This is a genomic window from Acinetobacter sp. 826659 (assembly GCF_000588515.1).
Classification (GTDB): Bacteria; Pseudomonadota; Gammaproteobacteria; order Pseudomonadales; family Moraxellaceae; genus Acinetobacter; species Acinetobacter pittii.
The window spans coordinates 107,805-132,102 of the sequence record NZ_JFYD01000007.1; the positions used below are offsets into that span (position 1 = coordinate 107,805).

Annotated in this window: 25 protein-coding genes; 13 read left to right on the top strand and 12 right to left on the bottom strand. The window is 38.5% G+C overall.

Annotated elements, in window-relative coordinates:
• The first annotated feature begins 189 nt into the window (after nt 1-189).
• The gene (omp38, locus tag J663_RS15005) at nt 190-1,260 is read left to right on the top strand and encodes an outer membrane protein Omp38 (RefSeq protein WP_031949255.1); all 1,071 of its coding nucleotides are present in this window, start codon (nt 190-192) and stop codon (nt 1,258-1,260) included.
• A 121-nt stretch (nt 1,261-1,381) separates the two neighbouring features.
• On the opposite strand, the gene J663_RS19430 is transcribed toward omp38, so the two are convergent.
• From J663_RS19430 to J663_RS15030, 5 genes are all read right to left on the bottom strand, one after another.
• Nucleotides 1,382-1,540 carry a hypothetical protein gene (locus tag J663_RS19430; RefSeq protein ID WP_033850724.1) on the bottom strand — a complete coding sequence of 53 codons (159 nt, stop codon included), beginning with the start codon at nt 1,538-1,540 and terminating at the stop codon, nt 1,382-1,384.
• Between the two features lie 3 nt (nt 1,541-1,543).
• On the bottom strand, nt 1,544-2,749 hold the full coding sequence (locus tag J663_RS15015; RefSeq protein WP_033850726.1) for an RtcB family protein: 1,206 nt from the start codon (nt 2,747-2,749) through the stop codon (nt 1,544-1,546).
• A gap of 270 nt (nt 2,750-3,019) precedes the next feature.
• Nucleotides 3,020-4,480 (bottom strand): amino acid permease, encoded by a 1,461-nt coding sequence (locus tag J663_RS15020; protein ID WP_033850727.1) that lies wholly within the window; start codon nt 4,478-4,480, stop codon nt 3,020-3,022.
• 21 nt (nt 4,481-4,501) lie between these two features.
• The gene (locus tag J663_RS15025) at nt 4,502-5,515 is read right to left on the bottom strand and encodes a methyltransferase (RefSeq protein WP_033850729.1); all 1,014 of its coding nucleotides are present in this window, start codon (nt 5,513-5,515) and stop codon (nt 4,502-4,504) included.
• Between the two features lie 63 nt (nt 5,516-5,578).
• A complete protein-coding gene (locus J663_RS15030) occupies nt 5,579-6,937 on the bottom strand; it encodes a uracil-xanthine permease family protein (protein ID WP_002116159.1) in 1,359 nt (452 codons plus the stop codon).
• A 178-nt stretch (nt 6,938-7,115) separates the two neighbouring features.
• Between J663_RS15030 and typA the strand changes: the two genes are divergently transcribed.
• The 4 genes from typA to J663_RS15050 all read left to right on the top strand — a co-directional run bounded on the left by typA (nt 7,116) and on the right by J663_RS15050 (nt 11,495).
• Nucleotides 7,116-8,951 (top strand): translational GTPase TypA, encoded by a 1,836-nt coding sequence (gene typA / locus J663_RS15035; RefSeq protein ID WP_002116501.1) that lies wholly within the window; start codon nt 7,116-7,118, stop codon nt 8,949-8,951.
• Nucleotides 8,952-9,208: 257 nt separating this feature from the next.
• The gene (gene mscL, locus J663_RS15040; RefSeq protein WP_017385595.1) at nt 9,209-9,640 is read left to right on the top strand and encodes a large conductance mechanosensitive channel protein MscL; all 432 of its coding nucleotides are present in this window, start codon (nt 9,209-9,211) and stop codon (nt 9,638-9,640) included.
• Nucleotides 9,641-9,774: 134 nt separating this feature from the next.
• Nucleotides 9,775-10,116, top strand: coding sequence for a gamma-glutamylcyclotransferase family protein (locus tag J663_RS15045; RefSeq protein ID WP_032036936.1), 342 nt, complete (start codon nt 9,775-9,777; stop codon nt 10,114-10,116).
• A 197-nt stretch (nt 10,117-10,313) separates the two neighbouring features.
• Nucleotides 10,314-11,495, top strand: a complete 1,182-nt coding sequence (locus J663_RS15050; protein WP_033850731.1) for a maltoporin — start codon at nt 10,314-10,316, stop codon at nt 11,493-11,495.
• Nucleotides 11,496-11,583: 88 nt separating this feature from the next.
• Here the strand turns inward: J663_RS15050 and J663_RS15055 are convergent, their stop codons facing one another.
• On the bottom strand, nt 11,584-11,874 hold the full coding sequence (locus tag J663_RS15055) for a peptidylprolyl isomerase (RefSeq protein WP_002051379.1): 291 nt from the start codon (nt 11,872-11,874) through the stop codon (nt 11,584-11,586).
• A 19-nt stretch (nt 11,875-11,893) separates the two neighbouring features.
• Complete coding sequence (gene mutM, locus J663_RS15060) at nt 11,894-12,718, bottom strand: bifunctional DNA-formamidopyrimidine glycosylase/DNA-(apurinic or apyrimidinic site) lyase (protein ID WP_017385909.1); 825 nt, start codon at nt 12,716-12,718, stop codon at nt 11,894-11,896.
• Between the two features lie 75 nt (nt 12,719-12,793).
• Here mutM and J663_RS15065 point away from each other — a divergent pair, with 75 nt between their 5' ends.
• The 4 genes from J663_RS15065 to J663_RS15080 all read left to right on the top strand — a co-directional run bounded on the left by J663_RS15065 (nt 12,794) and on the right by J663_RS15080 (nt 17,714).
• A complete protein-coding gene (locus tag J663_RS15065; protein ID WP_014207579.1) occupies nt 12,794-13,360 on the top strand; it encodes a DNA-3-methyladenine glycosylase in 567 nt (188 codons plus the stop codon).
• A gap of 134 nt (nt 13,361-13,494) precedes the next feature.
• Nucleotides 13,495-15,615 (top strand): TonB-dependent receptor family protein, encoded by a 2,121-nt coding sequence (locus J663_RS15070; protein WP_033850733.1) that lies wholly within the window; start codon nt 13,495-13,497, stop codon nt 15,613-15,615.
• A gap of 9 nt (nt 15,616-15,624) precedes the next feature.
• Complete coding sequence (locus tag J663_RS15075; protein ID WP_033850734.1) at nt 15,625-16,734, top strand: NADH:flavin oxidoreductase/NADH oxidase; 1,110 nt, start codon at nt 15,625-15,627, stop codon at nt 16,732-16,734.
• A gap of 56 nt (nt 16,735-16,790) precedes the next feature.
• Nucleotides 16,791-17,714, top strand: a complete 924-nt coding sequence (locus J663_RS15080; protein ID WP_033850735.1) for an AEC family transporter — start codon at nt 16,791-16,793, stop codon at nt 17,712-17,714.
• A gap of 32 nt (nt 17,715-17,746) precedes the next feature.
• Here the strand turns inward: J663_RS15080 and J663_RS15085 are convergent, their stop codons facing one another.
• The 4 genes from J663_RS15085 to J663_RS19145 all read right to left on the bottom strand — a co-directional run bounded on the left by J663_RS15085 (nt 17,747) and on the right by J663_RS19145 (nt 20,511).
• A complete protein-coding gene (locus J663_RS15085; RefSeq protein ID WP_005064315.1) occupies nt 17,747-18,571 on the bottom strand; it encodes a tetratricopeptide repeat protein in 825 nt (274 codons plus the stop codon).
• A gap of 184 nt (nt 18,572-18,755) precedes the next feature.
• Complete coding sequence (locus J663_RS15090; RefSeq protein WP_033850736.1) at nt 18,756-19,466, bottom strand: DsbC family protein; 711 nt, start codon at nt 19,464-19,466, stop codon at nt 18,756-18,758.
• Nucleotides 19,467-19,612: 146 nt separating this feature from the next.
• A complete protein-coding gene (locus J663_RS15095) occupies nt 19,613-20,335 on the bottom strand; it encodes a YgfZ/GcvT domain-containing protein (RefSeq protein ID WP_005064318.1) in 723 nt (240 codons plus the stop codon).
• A 59-nt stretch (nt 20,336-20,394) separates the two neighbouring features.
• On the bottom strand, nt 20,395-20,511 hold the full coding sequence (locus J663_RS19145) for a hypothetical protein (protein ID WP_002116161.1): 117 nt from the start codon (nt 20,509-20,511) through the stop codon (nt 20,395-20,397).
• Between the two features lie 38 nt (nt 20,512-20,549).
• On the opposite strand from J663_RS19145, the gene J663_RS15100 reads away from it, so the two are divergent.
• The 4 genes from J663_RS15100 to J663_RS15115 all read left to right on the top strand — a co-directional run bounded on the left by J663_RS15100 (nt 20,550) and on the right by J663_RS15115 (nt 22,487).
• Nucleotides 20,550-21,002 carry an SRPBCC family protein gene (locus J663_RS15100; protein WP_014207573.1) on the top strand — a complete coding sequence of 151 codons (453 nt, stop codon included), beginning with the start codon at nt 20,550-20,552 and terminating at the stop codon, nt 21,000-21,002.
• 139 nt (nt 21,003-21,141) lie between these two features.
• A complete protein-coding gene (locus J663_RS15105; RefSeq protein WP_033850828.1) occupies nt 21,142-21,498 on the top strand; it encodes a DUF488 domain-containing protein in 357 nt (118 codons plus the stop codon).
• Between the two features lie 91 nt (nt 21,499-21,589).
• Complete coding sequence (locus J663_RS15110; protein WP_002116259.1) at nt 21,590-21,934, top strand: zinc ribbon domain-containing protein YjdM; 345 nt, start codon at nt 21,590-21,592, stop codon at nt 21,932-21,934.
• Between the two features lie 211 nt (nt 21,935-22,145).
• On the top strand, nt 22,146-22,487 hold the full coding sequence (locus tag J663_RS15115; protein ID WP_005064346.1) for a YegP family protein: 342 nt from the start codon (nt 22,146-22,148) through the stop codon (nt 22,485-22,487).
• Between the two features lie 52 nt (nt 22,488-22,539).
• Here the strand turns inward: J663_RS15115 and J663_RS15120 are convergent, their stop codons facing one another.
• Nucleotides 22,540-24,255, bottom strand: coding sequence for a proline--tRNA ligase (locus J663_RS15120; RefSeq protein WP_033850737.1), 1,716 nt, complete (start codon nt 24,253-24,255; stop codon nt 22,540-22,542).
• Nucleotides 24,256-24,298 lie beyond the last annotated feature (43 nt).

The window sequence follows — 24,298 nt, forward strand, 5'->3', positions numbered from 1 at the left end:
CAACGGAAATTGTAAGTAATTTTGTCAATAATTTACTTGATTAAAATTATCAAGCACTTGGAAAGTCTATCAAGTGTTTGTATGATTCAAATGTGAATAGCTTAAAAATAATACTGGGGTGAAAATATCTCAGGGGCCAATAAATTTAGGCTGAGCTTGAACAACAATTGTTATCTCTGGAGGATATCCATGAAATTGAGTCGTATTGCACTTGCTACTATGCTTGTTGCTGCTCCATTAGCTGCTGCTAATGCTGGCGTAACAGTTACTCCATTATTGCTTGGTTACACTTTCCAAGACAGCCAACACAACAATGGCGGTAAAGATGGTAACTTAACTAACGGACCTGAGTTACAAGACGATTTATTCGTTGGTGCAGCTCTTGGTATCGAGTTAACACCATGGTTAGGTTTCGAAGCTGAATATAACCAAGTTAAAGGCGACGTAGACGGCGCTGCTGCTGGTGCTGAATATAAACAAAAACAAATCAACGGTAACTTCTATGTTACTTCTGATTTAATCACTAAAAACTACGACAGCAAAATCAAGCCATACGTATTGTTAGGTGCTGGTCACTACAAGTATGACTTTGATGGCGTAAACCGTGGTACACGTGGTAACTCAGAAGAAGGTACTTTAGGTAATGCGGGTGTTGGTGCTTTCTGGCGCTTAAACGATGCTTTATCTCTTCGTACAGAAGCTCGTGCTACTTATAACGCTGATGAAGAGTTCTGGAACTATACAGCTCTTGCTGGTTTGAACGTAGTTCTTGGTGGTCACTTGAAGCCTGCTGCTCCTGTAGTAGAAGTTGCTCCAGTTGAACCAACTCCAGTTGCTCCACAACCACAAGAGTTAACTGAAGACCTTAACATGGAACTTCGTGTGTTCTTTGATACTAACAAATCAAACATCAAAGACCAATACAAGCCAGAAATCGCTAAAGTTGCTGAGAAGTTAACTGAATACCCTAACGCTACTGCACGTATCGAAGGTCACACAGATAACACTGGTCCACGTAAGTTGAACGAACGTTTATCTTTAGCTCGTGCTAACTCTGTTAAATCAGCTCTTGTAAACGAATACAACGTTGATGCATCTCGTTTGTCTACTCAAGGTTTCGCTTGGGATCAACCGATTGCTGACAACAAAACTAAAGAAGGTCGTGCTATGAACCGTCGTGTATTCGCGACAATCACTGGTAGCCGTACTGTAGTTGTTCAACCTGGTCAAGAAGCGGCAGCTCCTGCAGCAGCTCAATAATTTGAGTTCTTGAACAGTAAAAAAGCGACTCGTTAGAGTCGCTTTTTTTATGGCGATTTTTAAAATATTTAGTCATTTCTGTGTCTCCTTAATAATGGCTTTCGATCTTGGTTTAAATTAGTTACCAATTACCTTTCTTCAATTGCTGTTTAGTGTCTTGTCTATCTCTGCGATGTTGAGCACGAGGTTTTTCCGTTTCGTGCATACCACCTTTGTGAAGTAAAGGGGATAGAGCTACTTGATTACGGACTTTGATCTTTGGCATTTCTTTAATTTTCATGCTTTAACCTTTAATACATAAAACTTGTTTTAGAGTATGAACGACTTCAATGAGGTCTGACTGATTCGCCATGACTTCATCAATGTCTTTATAGGCGCTTGGAATTTCATCGACAACGCCACTGTCTTTACGGCATTCAATGCCTTGGGTTTGTTCAATAAGATCTTGCTGATTAAAAAGAACTTTTGCTTTACTTCTGCTCATCTTACGCCCAGCCCCATGAGAACAAGAACAAAATGATTCAGGATTTGCTTTGCCTTTAACAATATAAGATCGTGCGCCCATTGAACCTGGAATAATACCTAGCTCATCTAAGCCTGCTCTAATTGCACCTTTTCGGGTAATCAATAGATTTTCGCCAAAATGTGTTTCACGGCTTACATAATTATGATGACAATTAATCGCTTCTTTTGTCATTTGAAAAGAAGGTAGAAGAGGTCGAATTGCTTCTAAGACTAATCGCATCATTTCTTTTCGATTTTCAAAAGCATATTCTTGTGCCCATTCCACAGCTTCTACATAATCATCAAAACTTTTTGAGCCTTCAGCAAAATAACTTAAGTCTTTATCTGGAACATGGCCAAAGCGATGTTGAGCTTCTTTTTTGGCTAACTCAATAAAATAAGTGCCAATAATATTGCCAAGCCCTCTGCTGCCAGAATGTAGCATCACCCAGACATCTTGATTCTCATCAATACATAACTCTATAAAGTGGTTACCACCACCTAAAGTCCCAAGTTGCTTTTGCCATGTTGCATCAAATTGTCGAAGCATACGAACAAGGCCAGGATGCTTTTTGATAATTGGCTCTAAGCGTTTTTCAAGTGGAATAATGCTGGAAGCCTTTGCCTTAACCTGTTTATGTAAAGCAAAGCCAACCGGGACTTTGCGTTCGATCGCATCACGCAAACGACTTAAGTTATCAGGTAATTGTGAAGCCTTTGAACTCAAGCGAATTGCATTCATTCCACATCCAATGTCAACTCCTACAGCAGCAGGAATAATGGCGTGTTTAGTGGGAATAACACTACCTACAGTAGCACCTTTGCCCACATGCACATCAGGCATAACTGCAATATGAGAATAGATGAATTGCAGCTGAGCCATTTTTTTGAGTTGTTCGATGCTTTCACTATCTATGTCTTGAGTGAAAATTTTAACAGGGACACCATAGAGTGCCTCCTTGTTTAATATTTTTTGTATGCTCATAATTTTTCTCTTATTTTTGTCCGAGCAGGCATAAAAAAACCTAGCGAATGCTAGGTTCTAAATTTAAGCATTCGGACAAGTGGTGTGAATTTGTACACTTGTCCGTGAGCTGACATCGTGCCAAATTATTTAATCTGTTTTACCTTGTACTAATGGTAATGGCATGATGTCCTCCTTATTTAAAAGTGCCGTTGAAAATCTGAACGGCATTTTACGCTCTTTTAATCAAAGATCAAGTTTTTGATCTTTGATTTACTTTAATGACCAGTTTTAATCTTGCTCAGGTTTGACGTTCATTTGATCGTAAGAGATCAGTTTGGTTTTATTTTTCCACTTATAACCTAACCAAATGATCAAGAACAGTGGCAAGCTAATATAAGTTGAAAGTAAGCCTAACCAATCAATTTTTCCACCTAAAATGGCTTGGTAGTTCTGCCCTAAAATAATGATTGAACAGAGAATAAATGCAAACCAAGGTGCAAATGGGAAAAATTTGGCACGATATGCTAAATCTTCTAATTTATAGCCTTGAGCAATGTATCCTTTACGGAACCGATAGTGTGAAATCGCGATTCCTAACCAAACAATAAAACCGCACATACCCGACATATTGAGTAGCCAGTTAAATACTTGTTTTTCACCAATAAATGTTGTTAAGAAACAGAATGCAGCAATAAAAGTCGTTGCATATAGCGCGTTCATTGGAACGCCACGACCATCGAGTTTTGCAAACCACTTTGGTGCACGGCCTTCTTGAGCCATTTTAAACAACATACGAGTTGAGGAATACATGCCTGAATTACCTGCTGATAAAATAGCAGTAAGAATGACGGCATTCATTAAACTCGCAGCAAAAGCAAAACCTACTCTTTCATAAAGCAATGTAAATGGAGATAGTGCGATATCTTCAGTGGCAGCTGCTTGTAGTAAATTCGGGTCATCATAGGCAATCAGAGTGCCGATAATGAAAATACATAGGATATAGAATAATAAGATTCGCCAGAAAATCTGTTTGATTGCAAGTGGAATTGTCTTCTTTGGATCTTTTGATTCGCCAGCAGCAACCCCAACCATTTCCGTGCCTTGGAAAGAGAATCCGGCAATCATTGCTACACCAATCATGGCTTGTAAACCGCCTACAAAAGGGGCCTCTTTGTAAGTCCAGTTTCCGAAAGTTGCAACACCTGGAGTTAGCATAATCTTGATGATCATGGCTAAGCCAATAATAATGAATGCAACAATAGCAATCACTTTTACCATCGAAAACCAGAATTCGCTTTCCCCAAATCCCTTTACTGTCATTGCGTTAATCATAAAAATAACAATAAGGAACAGGGCACTCCAATAGAACCCTGGAATATCAGGGAACCAGAACTTCATAATAAACTGAACCGCAACAAGCTCGAATGCAACTGTGATTGCCCAGTTATACCAATAGTTCCAGCCTAGAGCGAAACCAAAGCCTTCTTCGACATAACGACTGCCGTAAGTAAAAAAGGCACCGGATGTTGGTGTATGAGTTGCAAGCTCACCTAAGCTGGTCATTAAGAAGTAAATCATAATGCCAATGAGTGAGTAGGCGAGTAGCGCTCCACCAGGGCCAGCGTTTGCAATGGTTGATCCAGAAGCAAGGAAGAGGCCTGTACCAATGGAACCACCAATGGCGATCATATTCAGATGACGAGCCCCTAGCTTACGCTGGAGTTTTTCAGGAGCATGTGTTTCGCTCATGGAGATTCCTTACATAGTTTGTTATGCACAGGCATATAACACCTTAAAGCCTTGATGATCAGTTTTAATCTGGCACTGACCAAAGTGCTTCTCAATTAAGATCGGATAGTTTAAAAAACGGTTTGCTACAATCCATAGCTCACCTGATGCCTTTAAATGTTTTTTAGCGTTTTGGCAGAGTCCTTCACTTGCATCATAGTTGGTATGAATACCTTGATGGAAAGGGGGATTACTGACAATGGCATCGAGTTCTGTTGGAGCGTCTGCAATACCTGTAACAGGCTGCAATCTCAACTGGTCTGAACCTATTCCATTTCGACTAAAAGTCATTTCCGTTGACCGTAAAGCGAAAGCATCAATATCTAGGGCATGAATAATATTACTTGAATTTATTTTTGCCAAATAGCAACTGATAATTCCAGCACCACACCCGAAGTCGGCAATTCTACCTGATTTCACCTGATTAAGATAAGGGAGTAAAACAGCAGTTCCGACATCTAGATGATTTTGGCTAAATACACCGGGAAGGGCACAAATCGTAAGCTCTTGTTCATTAACATGAACAGTGTAAGTTTTAAGCCAACTTTCGAGAGGTTTAATTTGTTCTGTTTTTTCAATCTTTAAGTGCCATAGCTGACAGTGGCGTGCACTATCGAGTTTAAGTACTTTGCCGAAGCTTTGTAGTTGTTTGGCAGCGCGTTCAACACCACCTTTTTTTTCACCTACTAAAAAAACAGACTGAGCAGTTTTAAGATTGCTCATTACGACATGCAATATGTAATTTAACAGTTCTTTAGATTTGGGAACAAAAATGACGGCTTGATCGAATTCTTGTAATGGAAACTCAACTGAGAAATGTGCATTTGTTCCACTATTTATAAAGCTCTGATAGTCAGCATGGTTCCATGTCCAGACTGAAGCATCAATATCCGCTGGTAATTGACTAACTAAGGCATCATTCGGTGCATTAATGAACAAGACTCTACCTTTTAAATAGTCTTGTTGTCTCAATACCACTTCACTTCTAGGATCCATGTACATCTCTCATGAAGAAGAATGCCCAGTGGAAACTGGGCAATAATCAAAATTAAAAAATAGTTATTTGTGTGTTTCAGGAAGTACAACATTTAAAATTAATGCTGCTATACCACCTGTCGCTACGCCAGAGCTAAAAATATTTTTAAATAATTCTGGTAGGTGTTCCAAAATTTGAGGAACTTGAGCAACCCCCAAACCTAATGCAAGTGAAATTGCGATAATTAAAAGTGCTCGGCGATCAAGGTGAATAGATGAGAGAATGTTAATGCCTGATGCAGCTACGGCACCGAACATTACCATCACAGCGCCACCTAATACCGCCTGTGGTACGGCTTGTATTACACCAGCTACTGCTGGAAATAAACCTAATAAAATAAGTAAAGCAGCAATCCAGATACCCACATAACGGCTAGCTACACCAGTGAGTTGAATTACACCATTATTTTGAGCAAAAACAGAACTAGGGAAAGTATTAAATAAGCCTGCGAGTAAAGAGTTTGCACCATTCACTAAAACACCGCCTTTAATGCGTTTCATCCATTCCGGACCATTAACGGGTTGGTTTGAAAGTTTACTGGTCGCAGTCACGTCACCAATCGCTTCTAAAGATGTGACTAAATAAATAAAAGCCATTGGAATGAATAAGCCCCAAGAAAAGCTTAAACCAAAGTGCATTGGTGTTGGAATCTGTACAAGAGGCGCATCTTTAATACCTGAGAAATCTAGGTAACCCATAAATCCTGCAAGAATGTAACCAATCACTAAAGCAATTAAAATGGCTGAACTTTTAATCCAAACCACCCGAATGCGGTTTAGCACAATAATAATAGCAAGTACGGTACATGACATAATAAGGTTGTCTGCACTTGCAAAAGTATGGTCTTGCATGGCTTGGTAGCCACCACCCATACTAATCAAGCCTTCCTTAATAAGCGTTAAGCCAATTAATAAAACAACAATACCAGTCACCAAAGGAGTAATTAATCTTTTTACCCATGGAAGAATTTGCGAAACACCCATTTCAATAAAGGAACCAGCAATGACTACACCAAAAATTGCAGCCATAACTTGGTTTACAGGAGTTCCTGCGGCAACCATTGCACTACCAATACCAATAATTGGACCAATAAAGTTAAAGCTAGTGCCTTGTACAATCAGAAGACCTGCACCAAACGGGCCGACTTTTTTACATTGAAGAAATGTAGCAATACCTGAAATCACCAAAGACATCGATAAAATCATGTTGGTTTCAGTGCGTGATACGCCTAAAGCTAAGCAAATTAAAAGCCCTGGTGTAACAATTGGTACAATAATCGCAAGCAAATGCTGGAAAGCTGCTAAAAAAGCGATCAGAGGTTTTGGTCGATCATCTAAGCCATAAACAAGGTCAAGATGGTCTTGAGAGTGTTGATTGGACATGGGTGTAGGTACGCCGCAATTTCGCAAATTGGCGCTATTCTAATCGAGATACCTATCTTTACAAAATGAAATACAGGCTATTGGAAATTTTTTTTGTCAATGTCAATAAACTGTCACTACTCAAGAGTAGTGTTTTTCTGTATAATTTGCCCTCAAATTTCAGGCGTTTCGAATTTTCATGTCAGATATCAAAAATCTCCGTAATATCGCAATTATTGCGCACGTCGACCACGGGAAAACCACACTTGTCGATAAACTACTTCAGCAATCTGGTGCTCTCGGTGAACGAGCAGGCGAGATTGAGCGTGTCATGGACTCAAATGCGCTTGAAAGTGAACGTGGTATTACCATTCTTGCAAAGAACACTTCTATTACTTGGTTAGATAAACGTACTGATACAACTTACCGTATCAACATCGTGGATACCCCGGGACACGCCGACTTCGGTGGTGAAGTAGAACGTGTTATGTCGATGGTTGACTGCGTATTACTTTTAGTTGACTCTCAAGAAGGCCCAATGCCACAAACTCGCTTTGTGACACAAAAAGCCTTTGCTCGTGGTTTAAAACCAATTGTTATTATCAACAAAGTTGACAAACCAAGTGCGCGTCCAGATTGGGTTATTGATCAAGTATTTGATTTATTTGATAACCTGGGCGCAACTGATGAGCAATTAGATTTCCCAATCGTTTATGCATCAGGTTTACGTGGTGTAGCGGGTCCTGCTCCAGAAGAGCTTGCAGAAGACATGACTCCGTTGTTTGAAACGATTGTAGACATCGTTGAACCACCAGCAGTTGATGTTGATGGTCCATTCCAAATGCAGATTTCATCACTTGACTATAACAGCTTCGTAGGTGTTATCGGTGTTGGTCGTATTCAACGTGGTTCAGTAAAATTAAATACTCCTGTTACTGTAATTGACAAAGAAGGCAATACACGTAACGGTCGTATCTTAAAAATCATGGGTTACCATGGTTTAGAGCGTATTGATGTTGAATCAGCATCTGCTGGTGATATCGTATGTATTACTGGTATCGACGCACTTAACATTTCTGACACGATTTGTGATCCGAAAAATGTTGAAGCATTACCAGCTTTATCTGTAGATGAACCTACAGTATCTATGACTTTCCAAGTAAACAACTCTCCGTTTGCTGGTAAAGAAGGTAAGTTCGTAACTTCACGTAATATTCGTGAACGTCTTGATCGCGAATTAATTCATAACGTAGCTTTACGTGTTGAAGACACTGACAGTCCAGACCGTTTTAAAGTATCTGGCCGTGGTGAACTTCATCTTTCAGTTTTAATTGAAAACATGCGTCGTGAAGGCTTCGAAATGGGCGTATCTCGTCCACAAGTAATCATCAAAGAAATTGATGGTGAAAGACAAGAGCCTTACGAAAACGTAACTTTTGACGTTGAAGAACAGCATCAAGGTGCTGTAATGGAACAAATGGGTCACCGTAAAGGCGAGATGACCAATATGGAAGTTGACGGTAAAGGCCGTATCCGTATTGAAGCAACTGTACCTTCACGTGGTTTGATTGGTTTCCGTTCTGAATTCTTGACCATGACTTCTGGTACAGGGATCATGACTTCAAGCTTCTCGCATTATGGTCCTGTTAAACAAGGTACTGTTGCGAAACGTCAAAACGGTGTATTGATCTCTATGGTTCAAGGTACTTGCTTGGGCTATGCATTGTTCAGTTTACAAGACCGTGGTCGTTTGTTCGCTAAACCACAGTTAGAAGTTTACGAAGGTATGATCGTGGGTATTAACTCTCGTTCAGACGATATGGTTGTAAACCCTACTAAAGCGAAACAATTAACTAACGTTCGTGCGTCTGGTACAGATGATGCTTTAACTTTAGTACCTGCAATTGAATATACGCTTGAACAAGCGCTTGAATTCATTGAAGATGATGAGTTAGTAGAAGTAACACCTAAATCAATCCGTATCCGTAAGCGTTATTTGACTGAAAATGAACGTAAACGTAACCGTGATAAATAATTTTTCTTAAATGAAAAAGAAAAAACCGCTAAATTAATTTAGCGGTTTTTTTTAATCGTTATATCTGAAATTAAAGTGGGCTTAAAACCATATTTTTGTTGTAAGAGAATATGTTGTTAAAGTGTGAAATAACTTTCTTTTTTTGATAAAAATATTAAATTATCAATATCATGGCGAGTACTATCTAATTCGATAAGATGCCAATGAAAAAGAAAAATATGACGTGTTTCGGCCCCCCGACATCTGGAGATGTTTAGATGAGTATTATTCAAGAATTTAAAGAATTTGCTATTAAAGGCAATATGATGGATTTAGCCATTGGTGTGATTATTGGTGGTGCTTTTGGCAAAATCGTGGACTCTTTAGTAAAAGATATTATCATGCCACTTATCAGTGTGATTACTGGTGGTGGTGTTGATTTTTCACAAAAATTCATTGTATTAGGTGCAAACCCTAACAATTTACAATCTTTAGATGCTTTGCAAAAAGCAGGTGTTAATGTCTTAACTTATGGTAATTTCCTCACCATTTTAATTAACTTCATTATTTTGGCTTGGGTTGTGTTCTTAATGGTGAAATTATTAAATAGACTTCGCCGTGATAAAAATGAACCAGAAGCTCCAGCTGCAACTCCTGAAGATATTCAATTATTACGTGAAATTCGTGATGAGTTGAAAAAGCAAGCTTAATAAGATTTGAAATAAAAACGGTACCTTGAGTGCCGTTTTTTATTACTTCATATTTTATATTGGAATCAAGATATTGATAAAATTGCAAGATCGCAGATCAGACCAACTATGAATATTGAAAAAGGGATAGATGAATGAATCAGCTTTTTGTGTATGGAACATTATGTCCAAATAAAGCAAATGCTCATATTCTCGAACAGATTGGAGGGACGTGGACCAAAGCTTCGGTAAGAGGAATCATACATATTTTAGATTGGGGACCAGATCAAGGCTTAAAAGCAATTGTGTTAGATCCTCAGGCGGAGTGGGTAGAAGGTTATCTATTTAGCACAGAAAAACTTGCTGAAAACTGGCAGATGCTTGATGATTTTGAAGGCTTTCAATATGAACGAGTTATAGTAGATGTAATGCTTGAATCAGGGGAAACTGTTAAAGCTTGGACATATCAAATGAATGCCCATGCTAAAAATATTTAAATACAAAAGCTGACTTCACGAACTCAATTTTTCTCTTTTAGATCTAATTTAAAAAATAATATATAGAGGCTCTTGTTTGAGCCTTTTCAAATCACACATAGTCTTCGTTTTCTTTCTATTAATCATTAGTCCTTTTATCCAACCTTGCTTGGAATATAAGTGAGTATGGAAAACTCACACTTAAAAAGGAATTTTAAATGAAGAAGTCTCCTTGGATTATTGGAACTACGTTTTATGCCATTTCTCAAATTACTTTTGCTACTGAAATGGGAGGATATGTACGTACAGGTATGGGAGTTACAGAGAGCGGGGGGGTACAAGAATGTTTTCAGCTCACTGGCGCACCTTCAAAATACCGTCTTGGAAATGAATGTGAACAATATGCAGAGCTATTTGCTAAACAAAGTCTACTAAAACTGAATGATAATTCTGAGATTATTATCAATGGAATGCTTCAATTTTATAACCAGTATGGTCAAAGTTTAAGTTTTAGTGGTGACGATGGCTATACGCGCTTAAATCAGATCTATCTAGATTGGAAAAATATTTCTTATTTAAATGGAGCAAATCTTTGGTTAGGCAGAAGGTTTTATAATCGAAATGATATTCACATGTCTGATTTATTCTATTGGAACCAAACCGGAACAGGGTTCGGGATCGATAATTATAAAATTAATGATCTGTCATTAAGCTATGTTTTCTCTAGAAAAGATAATGTATTTCAGAAAAAATATATTAATAGACATGACTTTACCATAAAAGACATTCAGCTAAATGGTACAAATAAACTCAATACAGGCTTATCTATTATTGATGCAGATCATACAGGTTGGGCCTTAACATTGCAGAATATAACTTCCGATGTCTTAAATGGTAAGAATACAGTTGCTTTGCAATATGGCGAAGGAGCAGGTATGGGGCTAAGTTATACTGGCAACCCTGAGTTGGACCGAGATAATTCTTCTTTAAGATTCATTGAAGTTTTAGATTGGGAATCTGAAAATAAAGTTTTCAATGGACAGGCTCAATTTATATATCAAAAAGATAAATTTAAGAATCAGAATGATAATGAATGGTTTTCGATAGGCTCCCGAATAGCTTATGTTGTACAAGACCATTTTAAAATATCGACCGAAATTGGCTATGACCGGATAGATAGCAATGATCAAAATCGAAGTCTAACAAAATTGACTATTGCACCAACTTGGTCACTAAAAGGAACAGGATATTACGACAGACCTGAACTTCGGTTGTATTACACATATGCTTTTTGGAACAAGGATGAACAGAATTTGAGAGATCGTTTATATCCTGATAGTGATTTTTATAACACAGGACATGGGTCAAATTTTGGCATGCAACTAGAATATTGGTGGTAAATTTAAAAAATAAAAGAGGTTGGTAATGGCCTCTTTTATTGAGTAACTGGGCTATTGTTTATGAATTTAAATTAACTTGTGAGGGGGCTTATCTTAAGCTACCCATTCTGAATTTAACTTCTAAAAGATGATAGCCAAACTGACTTTTGATCGGACCTTGTAACACACGTTCAGCAGCTGTAAAAACAACTTTGTCAATGACAGGCACCAATTGCCCTTTTTTGACTTCACCAAGTTCACCACCACGTTTTGCCGAATTACAGGTAGAGTATTGCTTGGCAAGTTTGGCAAAGTCAGCGCCACTTTGTAGCTTCTTTTTTAGCTGCTCAGCTAAGTCTTTATCTTTGACTAAAATATGTCGGACAATTGCTGTTTGCATGTTGTCTTTCTCCAAAAAATTAAGGCTTTCTCAGCTTTTTAAGTGGTTGGCACTGTGGGCAAAATACACTGGCACGCTGACCGAGTTTTAAGTTTTCTAATGTGGTTTCACAGTTAACACACATTTCTCCAGCACGACCGTAAGCAAGAAGTGTTTGCTGGAAATAACCATTTTCACCCATTGCATTGCTGTAGTCTCGTAATGTAGAGCCACCTAAATCAATTGCCGATTTCAAAATTCGTTTAATCTCGACAACGAGTTTTTCAATTTGTTGCATAGTCAAATCGCCAGCAGGCTGAGCTGGGTGAATACCAACATTAAACAAACTTTCAGTTGCATAAATATTGCCTACACCGACGACTACATGATTATCCATGAGTGCAATTTTTATGCCGACAGATTTATTTTTGAGTTTTGAAGCTAAATATTCCGCATCAAAGTCAGTACTTAAAGGTTCAGGCCCTAAAGTATCTATGAGTTTGCCTTGAGTCTCGGGATTAAGCCAAAGAATACAACCAAAACGGCGAGGGTCATGGTAACGTAATTGCTGATCTTCAAATTGAATAATCAGATGGTCATGCTTTCTCAGTTCGTCATTTGGCTCGGTTAGACGAAAGCTTCCTGACATGCCTAAATGCCAAAGCATTTGATCTTGTTCAAACTCTGCCAAAATATATTTTGAACGTCGGTTTAACCCAATGAGACGTTGCCCAACAAGTTTCTGAACATCATCTGGTATAGGCCAGCGTAAGCTAGGATTGCGTACTTCAACACTTAGAACTTTTTGATTCAATAATGGAAATAAACTGGTTTTGGTGGTTTCGACTTCGGGTAACTCAGGCATGCCAACTCGCAGAATTAACAGATATACTGGATTAATCAAGTATAACGTGTGGTATGTAATATTTCAGAGATTACTATGTCAGATATTTTACCATTAAGCTGGTTTCAACGAGAAACCTCAGAAGTAGCTTATGATTTAATCGGCTGTGTATTGTGTAAGCGACAACCTGATGGCCAAGTGATCCGCTGTACAATTAGTGAAACTGAAGCTTATTTGGGCGTTCGTGATAAAGCTTGCCATAGTTACAATGACAAACGCACCGCTCGAACAGAGGTAATGTATTGCCCTGGTGGCACAATTTACGTCTATTTAATTTATGGCATGTATGAAATGCTCAATCTCATTACTCAGACAGAAGGTGTGCCTGAAGGGGTAATGATTCGTTCTGCATTTTTAAATAGTGCTTCAACTAAAAAAGACTATAAGCTTTTAGCTGGACCCGGCAAATTGACACGCTATTTAGGGATTGATCGGACTTTAAAAGGACAAACCTTGGGAGAGGAATCTGGACTATGGGTTGAAGCGGCATCAACGCAACCAGAAGTAGTTCTAACGCCACGGATTGGAATTGATTATGCCGAAGAAGCAAAACATTGGCCTGAACGATATTGCTGGAAAGATCATCCATCTTTGAGTCGATAATTTTAATCTGGAAATCAGTTTTTAGATATCGAGGAAGAGTGTTCCAGATTTACAACAATGCAGATCGAATTCAATATCCAGACAAGACACCGCTTTTTGTTATCATAACTACAATATAAATAAAGGAAATAAGCATGTCCTTATTACGCTTAGACCGACTTCATTACTGTATTTTGATGAGTATGGGCTGTATTTCTAGCCCACTTGTTTGGGCAGAAGATTTAACACAAGACGTAACTGTATTGCCAACATTACATGTGGAAGCAACTCGTACAGATACAACCTATTTACAGACACCAGCTTCGGTTTTCCGGATAGATGCACCTCAAGTCGATACTTCTTCACAAGTAAATTTAACCGAAGTTGTGAAAGGTGTACCGAGTTTACAGATTCGTAATCGTGAAAATTATGCCCAAGATTTACAGCTCTCTATGCGTGGTTTTGGTGCACGTTCTACTTTTGGTGTCCGTGGTATTCGCCTTTATGTAGACGGTATTCCTGCAACAATGCCGGATGGACAAGGCCAAACGTCTAATATCGATTTAAGTAGTCTGGACCATGTTGAAGTTCTAACAGGACCTTTTTCTTCACTTTATGGAAACTCATCGGGTGGGACAATTTTAACTTCTACTAAAGAAGGGCAAGGCAAAGATTCAATTGAGCTGAGCTATTCGGGAGGCAGTCACGATAAAAGCCGAGCAGGACTTGTGCTACAAGGTGGAGCAAAGGGTGCGAATGAACCAAGCTATGTTATTAGTTCATCATACTTCGATACTGATGGTTACCGAGAACATAGCGGTGCAGAAAAAGTACTAAATAATGCAAAGCTCAGTTGGAATCTTGATGATGGTAGTAAAATCAACTGGGTAACCAACTATGTAAAAATTCATGCAGACGATCCGCAGGGTTTGAACCGTGATCAGTGGAATGCGAATCCTAAACAAGTTAATGATGCTGATAATACTTATAAGGTTCGTAAAGATATTGGGCAGACTCAAACGGGTGTAACGTGGTCTAAACCGATTAATGATAAAAATGAACTCTATGCCATGGCATATTTAGGCAATCGCCAAGTTACTCAATATCAATCTATTCCTAAATCAATACAAGAGGCTAATAATAATCAGGCTGGGGGGGGTATTGATTTTGAACGTAATTATTATGGTGCTGATTTCCGTTGGATTGGCAAAGAGTTACTTCCAAATACCACTGTAAGTGTTGGGGTTGCACTCGATGCAATGGATGAAGATCGTAAGGGTTTTGAAAACTTTAATACGCATGGTATTTATGGTGTCAAAGGTAAGTTACGCCGTGATGAAGATAATACTTTGTGGAATATCGATCCATATTTACAAGCTTCATGGCAGTTCTTACCAACATGGCGTTTAGATACGGGCGTACGCTATAGCAATGTTCACTATAAGTCGGAAGATCGCTATTTAAGCAATGGCGACGATAGTGGTAAGACTGATTATGATAAAGTTTTGCCTTCTGCTGCTTTAAGCTGGCAAATTTTACCTGAACTCATGGCCTATGTGAGTTATGCCAAGGGTTTTGAAACGCCAACTTTTACTGAAATGGCATATCGTCGAGATGGAGAAAGTGGTTTTAATTTTGATTTGACCTCATCCACAAGTGATACCTATGAAACAGGCTTAAAATCACAAAACCAATTAGGTGATTTTACTTTGGCAGTTTTTCAAACTAAAACCAAAGATGACATTGTTTCTGCCGGCAACTCAAATGGCCGATCAACGTTTCGTAATGCAGATAAAACCTTACGTGAAGGCGTAGAGTTTGCATGGAATAAAAAATTGTGGCGAGATTTAACTGCGACTGCTAGCTATACATATTTAGATGCAACTTTTGATGCTGATATTCCAGCTTATAGAGATATTGCTCAAATTCCATCGGGGAATGCCATTCCAGGAATAGCCAAAAACCAAGCTTATGCCTCTTTGGCTTGGCAGCCATCACACGGTATATATGGCGGTATAGATGTACAGTATATGGATAAAGTATACGTGAATGATACCAACAGTGACGCAGCGCCAAGCTACAGTGTAACCTCAGCTAATGTGGGTTATGCATGGGTAATGGGCGACTGGAAAGTGAATAGCTTTGCCCGTGTTGATAACCTATTTGATAAAAACTATGCAGGTTCAGTGATCGTAAATGATGTTAATAAGCGCTACTTTGAATCAGCAGATGGACGTAACTGGAGTGCAGGTTTACGTGTAATTAAGCAATTCTAGGAATTAAAAATGGCAAAATTATTTGAAACGGTTAACTTTGGTTCAATACAACTGGTCAATAGAATTGTAATTGCTCCGATGTGCCAATATTCGGCAACAGATGATGGTGAAATTACCTATTGGCATGAACAGCAATGGGCAAATTATGCATTGTCTGGTGCGGGCCTTTGTATTGTAGAAGCGACTGCTGTACAACCTGAAGGTCGGATTAGCTATGCTGACCTTGGGCTTTGGAATGATCAACAACGTGACAAAATTAAAACGTTGTTAGCTAAGGTTCATACACTTTCACCGATGCCATTTGGAATTCAGTTAGCACATGCAGGACGTAAAGCATCTACTGAAAAACCGTGGTTAGGTAAAGGTCAGATTGCAAAAGATCAGCCTCATGGTTGGCAAACGGTTGCTCCAAGTGGAAGTACCTTTTCAGTGCATGATGCTGCACCACATGCTTTGACTATTGCTGAGATTAAACAAGTTCAACAAGACTTTGCAGCAGCGGCAAAACGTGCTGTAGAAGCTGGATTTGAGTTGATTGAAGTTCATGCTGCGCATGGTTATTTACTACATCAATTCTTATCGCCAATTGCCAATCAGCGTACTGATGAATATGGTGGTTCTTTAGAAAACCGTATGCGTATGACCCTTGAGGTTCTTCAGGCAATTAAACTCGCTGTACCAGAAGGTTATCCTGTAGGTGTTAGGTTGTCTGCAACCGATTGGTTGGAGAGTATCGAGCATTGGGACCTTGAATCTACAGTGGGCTTATCAAAAGCTTTAGAGCAATTGGGCGCAGCCTATGTGCATGTGTCTAGTGGCGGTTTGCACGAGCATCAATCTATTACGATTGGGGCTGGTTACCAAGTTCCATTTGCTGAACAAGTTAAAAAGCATGTGTCTATTCCAGTCATTGCTGTAGGGCTAATTACTGAGCCAGAACATGCTGAACAAATTCTGGAAAACCAGCAAGCTGATGCTATTGGTCTTGCTCGTGCAATGTTATATGACCCAAGATGGCCTTGGCATGCAGCAGCGGCTTTAGGGGCAGAAGTTAAAATTGCGCCTCAGTATTTACGTTGCCAACCACATGGATTAAAGCAGCTTTTTAACTCTTTTTAATTGTATTGGGCAAAGTCATCTTTGCCCATTTTTCTTTCGCTAAGTGAGGACGGTCAGTGGTTTTTCAGGTTATTCTACCTATCTTGATATTGCTATTGATGGGCTATGTTTGTGTCCTCATCAAATTGGTAACACCTGAACAGATCAGGGCTCTTAGCGCATTCGTAATTAAAATTTCCTTACCAGCTTTTTTAATTCACTCATTGGCAAATAAAAACTTACAAGACATTTGGCACCCAGCTTATTTTCTTGCTTATGGTGGTGGGTCTTTAAGTTTATTTTTCTTGGCTTTTATTCTCTATCGAAAATATTTTAAAAATAGCTTAACCCATAGCGCCGTTATTTCGATGGGTGCATCTATGTCCAATACTGGATTTATGGGAACGGCGATTTTAACCATGTTGATAGGTAATCATGCTGCAATCTATATTTCTTTAACACTCATCATTGAGAATTTATTGATTGTGGCGCTGATGCTCATTTTGGCCGAAGCTGGTTTACATCAACAACAAAATCTTTTACCGCTTTTAAAACAGACATTTTTAAACTTACTCAAGAATCCTGTCATTATCGCTATTTTGGTTGGGATGGGATGCATTCTTTTAGATGTTAACCTTCCTGCGACGCTTGATCAGTCTTTAGAGTTACTTGGGCGTACAGCTTCGCCTTTGGCCTTGTTTGCAATTGGCGGAAGTTTAGTAGGTATTGGAATAACAACGGTAAATATAGAAAGTATTTTGTTGGCGACCTTTAAAGTTGTGCTAATGCCATCTGTTATTTTTGCACTTTTTTTAATAACTCCAAATGTAAGCCGTGAAATGCTTTACGCAGGAACATTAATCGCTGCTTTACCGATGCCGATTGCTTTCGGAATTTTTGGACAAGCCTATGGCTTAAATGAAAAGGCGTTAACACCGCTTATGATTAGTACAATTGTCGGTTTTATTGGGGTGAGCTGGCTGATTGCTCTGTGGTGGTAAAAGAAAAGCCCCATAAAGGGGCTAATCATTGATTATTTCTTTGGTGCTGGTTGTGCGGGAGCATTTGCAGCCTGTTTGCTCTTTTCTGCAATAATCTTATCAACTGAAGCTAACGATTCTTTAGCGTTAGGCACATTTTGATTGGCAAGTTCAGTAAAGATCTTTTTAGCTTGCGGTAAATTTTGCGGAATGATATTGCCATTCGCCATCATGGTTGCTAAAGCCATCGATGCAGGCGCATAGCCTTTTTGCGCAATTGACTGTAAAGCTTCGATACCTTGGCGTTTCATTAAAGGATTTTTATTTTCAACGCCTTGGCTAATGTCATAGAGTGCTTTAACCTGAATAGCAGGGTAGTTTCCTTTTCGAATTAAAGGCGCTAATTTTTGAAGGGCAATTTGATGTGACTGCGGTTTTTTCTGAGCAAATAAAATTGTCGCAATTTTCACAGTTGCATCATCAGAACCTTGAGCCGATGCCTTTTGAATATATTGACTGAATTTGTTGCTGTCTTTGGCAACCCCTAATTCACCAGTCTCATAAATTTGTGCAAGCGTGTAACTCGCTTGGGCATAACCCTTATTTGAAGCATCCTCATAATATTTAAGAGCTTTAGAAGAGTCTTTTGCTGTACCTTGGCCCATTTGAGTCATATAGCCTAAGTTATAGATAGCTTGGGCGTTACCTGATTGGGCTAAGCGTTGCATTTCCTGAAATGCAGCAGAATAATTTTTTGCTGCGTAGAGTTGTTCAGCTTGTTTGAAAACATCGGTTTTAGCAGCAGTCGCTGTGTTATCAGCTGCAAAAATTGATGCACTTGAAAGGGTGATTAGGCTTGCGATTAGTAATTTCTTCATTTCTTTTTAACCTTTTACTTCGTAGCTACATCATTCCATTGATGCATGAAAGAGTCTCAATTTCTCATCATAAATATTGATTGATGAAAGTAAACAGCCGATTTGTATATAAAGCACTGCACTTTGGGCAAATTGTGGAGAAAAAATACCCACTCACATTCATATAACGGAGTGGGTAATATTATTATTTTGCTGACTGAAGTAATGCTTCAATTTGTTTGGCATCACTTGGTACACCAGAGAGTCTTTGGCCATCTTGCAAGAACAGGGTAGGTGTTCCATCTATATTTAATTTTTGACCTAAAGCAATATTTTTCTGAATTGGGCTTGAGCAACTTTTGCTATTAGTCGGCAATTTGCGGTTAAGCATGTAGTTTGTCCAAGCTTCTGCTGGATTTTTTGAGCACCAGATTTGATTTGAAACTTTTTCAGCATTTGGATGCAAACTAGTAAGAGGATAAAGGAACACATATACCGTTACGTTATCCACACCAACCATATTTTGTTCTAGGCGCTGGCAATATGGGCAATCTGGGTCACTAAAGACATAGATCGTACGTTCGCCTTTACCTTTTACATATTTAATGGCCTGATTTAATGGCAAACTTTTAACGTCAATTTTGCCCAGTTCGGCAATACGTTCTTCAGTCATATTTTTTTGTTGTTTGATGTCGACTAAATTACCAACAAAAAAGTACTTCGCATCTTGATTAGTATAAACAATGCGGCCGCTTGTATACACTTCATAAATACCTTGCACAGGCGATTGATAAACACCTTTTACAGGCAAATCGGGATAATTCGTCTTAAGATTTTGTTCAAGTGTTTTAACATCAGCATGAGCAGAACCGAAAATAGCCAGACTCAACATGAGTGTAGCAAGTTTAGTTTTCATCTTTTTTCTCTTTAATTTCAACAGGGCTAATGATGGCATATAAAGCTTAAAAAATTGACGTTCTAATCTAATGAAATCATTAGTGTTTTGTATCTATAAAAAAGCCCACTAACTTAGCAGTGGGCAGTTCGAGCTAATAAAAATTATTATTGTGGTCTTGCAACGTCGCCACTTAAAGCTTCTGGCAACTCAAGAACTTGAAGCCCCAACTCTTGTAGAGCAGCAGGTTTCGCAACAACTAAAGCAAGATAGCCTTCATCATTTGCAATACTATTAACGACTTCAATATCGTTATTTAATTGAGTTGCTGAAGCAGGCGCTTCACCTGTACCTTGTACGAGATGTAACCAGTGTTTTGGTTTTGCTTTAAACCAAAGACGCGCCACAATTTCCTGACCTAGGTAACAACCTTTATCGTAATTGACGCCTTCACGTTGATGTAAACGTAATTCCTGTGGTTGGAATTCATGTTCAGTAGCCTGTGTAATCCAAGCTTGACCAGTCATAATGGCTTGTTTTTGCCATTCGGAAATATCAGTTTCAGCAGTAGTGAATTCAGTTTGGTGATCCACAACTTTTGGGAACACAGTGTCTTGTTCACTTAAAGTCATTTTTGAAAAGGCACCATACTTTTTAATATGCTTGGCAAACTCTTCGGCTTGATCTTGGGTAACTACAATTTCAAAACTTTCAGGATTAATCTTCTTTAGCCATAAGCCAAAGTGAATACGACCTTTAAGATCACAAATGGCTGTATAGCGAGTTGTATTTTCAGCTAAACGTTCAGTATCTACAGTAACTTGGCCTTGTAAAAACTTTTGTGCATCTACACCGTTTAAAGCATATGAGGAGAAAGCGAGCAGACTCATGATTAATCTCAAATTCAATATGTTTCTTTATGATTGCTGACTATTTTGCTCCATTTTTACTAAAAAATCAGCCATAGTTTTCGTAATTTGAGTTTGTCCTGAAGTTGGCTTTTTTGTTTAAAAAAACACCAAAAATATACGTTCGGATAAATCGGAAGGTTTAAGCTAATAGCCATAATTTCAATAATTTTAAGGAAATTAAAATAAGGAGAATATGATGGCAACAGGTACAGTGAAATTTCATCGCGTATTTAAAGCACCAGCCGAGCGAGTCTATCGTGCATTTTTAGATCCAGATGCTTTAGTCAAGTGGTTACCGCCCCACGGTTTTACTGCGAAAGTTCATAGTTTTGATGCAAATGTTGGTGGCTCATACAAAATGAGTTTTACCAATTTTTCAACAGGTTCAACCCATGCTTTTGGCGGAACATATGTGGAGTTAGTTCCAAATGAACTAATTCGCTACAACGATCAATTCGATGATCCAAATTTACCTGGGACTATGCAGGTTACTATTACATTAAAAAGCGTATTGGTAGGTACAGAAGTGCATATTACGCAAGAAGGAATACCGGAAGTTATTCCTGTAGAAGCTTGTTATTTAGGGTGGCAAGAATCCCTATCTTTGCTTACCTTATTGATTGAAGCTGAAATTCCAGATCAATAAAAAGTTATTTTTTAGAGTCACATAGAAAAGTGAGTAGATTTATTTCTACTCACTTTTTCTTTTTGAACTTTATTCAAAATGAATAAAATATAGAATAATTTTATAACTTCAAAATATAAACAATATGCAGAGAAAAACGATGGATATCCAAATTAAAAGAATTTATGAAACTGCTGAGCCCAGTGATGGAAAGCGAATTTTGGTTGACCGTTTATGGAGTAGGGGAATTAGTAAGGAAAATGCTCATTTGGATTTGTGGCTAAAAGAAATAGCACCCTCGACAGAACTTAGAAAATGGTTTCATGCTGCAACGCCAGATCATTGGCAAGAGTTTAAACAGCGCTATTTAAAAGAGCTTGAGACCAATCCAGCAGTTCAGGAGTTACAACAAATCGCATCAAGGAATACAGTCACACTTTTATATTCAGCCAAGGATGTTGAAAACAATCACGCAATTATTTTGAAGGAATATTTATTAAGTAAAAACTTAAAATGAATATATAAATTTTTTTTTGGTAAAAGTCTCTTATTTAAAACTTTAAAAAATGAGTCATATCTCGCATAATATACTTTTTGAGATTTTTTTCATGTCTTTGCCAAACTGCCCAAAATGCCAATCAGAATATACTTACCAAGATGGCGACTTATTGATTTGTCCTGAATGTTCACATGAGTGGAAAGAAGGAGAAGCATCAGCAACTGAAGAACAAGAAATTATTAAAGATGCAAATGGAAATGTCTTGGCAGATGGTGATAGCGTCACTGTAATTAAAGACTTAAAAATTAAAGGCTCTTCTTCAGTCGTTAAAGTAGGTACGAAGGTAAAAACGATTCGTTTAGTTCCAGATGCAAGTGATGGTCACAATATTGATTGTAAAATTGATGGTATTGGTCAGATGAAACTTAAATCTGAATTTGTAAAAAAAGCTTAAACTGTTAATTATTATTACATTTCAGCAGAGATATACGTTTATATCTCTGCTTTTTAAATTCCTAACATCATTATAATTTTATTACGAAAAAGTATAAAAAATGGACTGTTCAAGGAATATTTACGCCTTTATATTGTCATTCATAACAAATAACTTTCGTCCAGAATAATAACGAAAGTCATACCCACACCAACAAAAAAATGAGGTTTTTATGGCAGGATGGTACGAAATTTCACAGGCGAGTGATGGACAATACCGCTTTATTTTAAAGGCAGGAAATGGTGAGCCTATTTTAAATAGCGAGCTATATAAGGCAAAAGCCTCTGCTGTAAATGGTATTGAGTCAATTCAGAAAAACAGTGGTGATGACGCCCGATATGAGCGTTTAACTGCAAAGAATGGGAAACCTTATTTCAATTTAAAAGCTGCAAATCATCAAATTATTGGCACGAGTCAGTTCTATGCGAGTGAAGCTTCACGAGATAAAGGAATTGAGTCGGTTAAAAACAATGGTTCATCAACGACTGTTAAGGACTTAACGGTTCAGGCATAAAATTGAGTTAAAAAAAGCAGCTTCGAAAAGCTGCTTTTTATTTATGTATTTATTAACGCGCTAACTTAGCTAAAAGCTCTTCTTTAGTTAAATTGCTCGCTTCAGCATCGCGGCGGCCTTTATATTCAAAAGTACCCGCATCAAGACCTTTTTCACCAATCACAATACGGTGTGGAATACCCATTAATTCAAGGTCAGAGAATTTAACGCCTGGGCGTTCGTTACGATCATCAAGTAACACATCAAAACCTTGAGCTTGAAGTTCTGCATAGAGGGATTCTGCTGCTTCAAGAGTACGTGGTGATTTGTGCGCATTCATTGGAACAATTGCAATTTCAAATGGTGCAATGGCTTGAGGCCAGATAATACCTTTGTCATCGTAGTTTTGTTCAATTGCAGCTGCAACAACACGTGTTACACCAATACCGTAGCATCCCATAGTTACTGTAAATGGTTTGCCATCTTCACCTAGAACTTTACAGCCTAAAGCTTCAGAGTATTTAGTACCTAGCTGGAAAATATGGCCTACTTCGATACCACGTTTAATTTGTAGTGTGCCTTTGCCATCTGGAGATGGATCGCCTTCAACCACATTACGTAAGTCAAAAATTTCGCTAATTTGCGCATCACGTTCCCAGTTTACGCCAACCGCATGTTTGTCAGCTTCATTTGCACCAGCAACGAAGTCAGAAAGAACAGATGCAGCACGGTCAACAATTACAGTTAAGCCTTTTTCGACTAAACCTTGTGGACCTGTAAAGCCAGCAGTTAAACCAAATGCTTGAAGTTGTTCTTCAGTTGCAAAAGTAAGAGGCGCAGCAACTAAAGGATGCTTCTCAGCTTTAATCTCATTAAGTTCGTGGTCGCCACGTACAAATAGAGCAACGACAGGAACATTACCTTTTTCATCAGCAACGCCTTGAACCAATAAAGCTTTAACAGATTGCTTTGGATCAGCATTCAAGAATTGGCAAACATCATCAATCGTTTTTTGGTTTGGTGTTTCAACCAATTTAAATTCTTGCGTCGGTGCTGAGCGTTCACCAACCAAAACAGCCTCAGCCATTTCAACGTTTGCCGCATAATCAGATTCAGTTGAAAATGCGATGTCATCTTCACCACTTGCAGCCAATACGTGGAATTCGTGTGAAGCTGAACCACCAATAGAACCTGTATCTGCTTGTACTGGGCGGAAATCTAAACCTAAACGAGTGAAAATACGACTATAAGTGTCGTACATCACATCATAAGTTTCTTGTAATGACTCTTGAGTTGCATGGAAAGAATAAGCATCTTTCATGATGAACTCACGTGAACGCATTACACCAAAACGTGGTCGAATTTCATCACGGAATTTAGTTTGAATTTGATAGAAATTAACAGGAAGCTGCTTATAACTTTTTAATTCGTTACGCGCCATATCTGTAATAACTTCTTCATGCGTTGGCCCAAGTACAAATGGGTTCGTATGACGATCTTTAAAACGTAATAACTCAGGGCCATATTGTTCATATCGACCTGATTCTTCCCAAAGACTTGCGGGTTGAGTCACGGGCATGAATACTTCCATTGCGCCTGAACGGTTCATTTCTTCACGAACAATCGCATCTACTTTTTTAAGCACACGTGTTCCCATCGGCAGCCATGTATATAAACCAGATGCCAATTTACGAATCATCCCCGCACGTAACATGAGCTGGTGTGAAATCACTTCAGCATCATTTGGGGTTTCTCTCAACGTTGCAAATAAAAAGCGGCTTGCGCGCATGGAAAAAGTCCTAAAAGTTAAGCGTTATAAAAACGCAGATTAT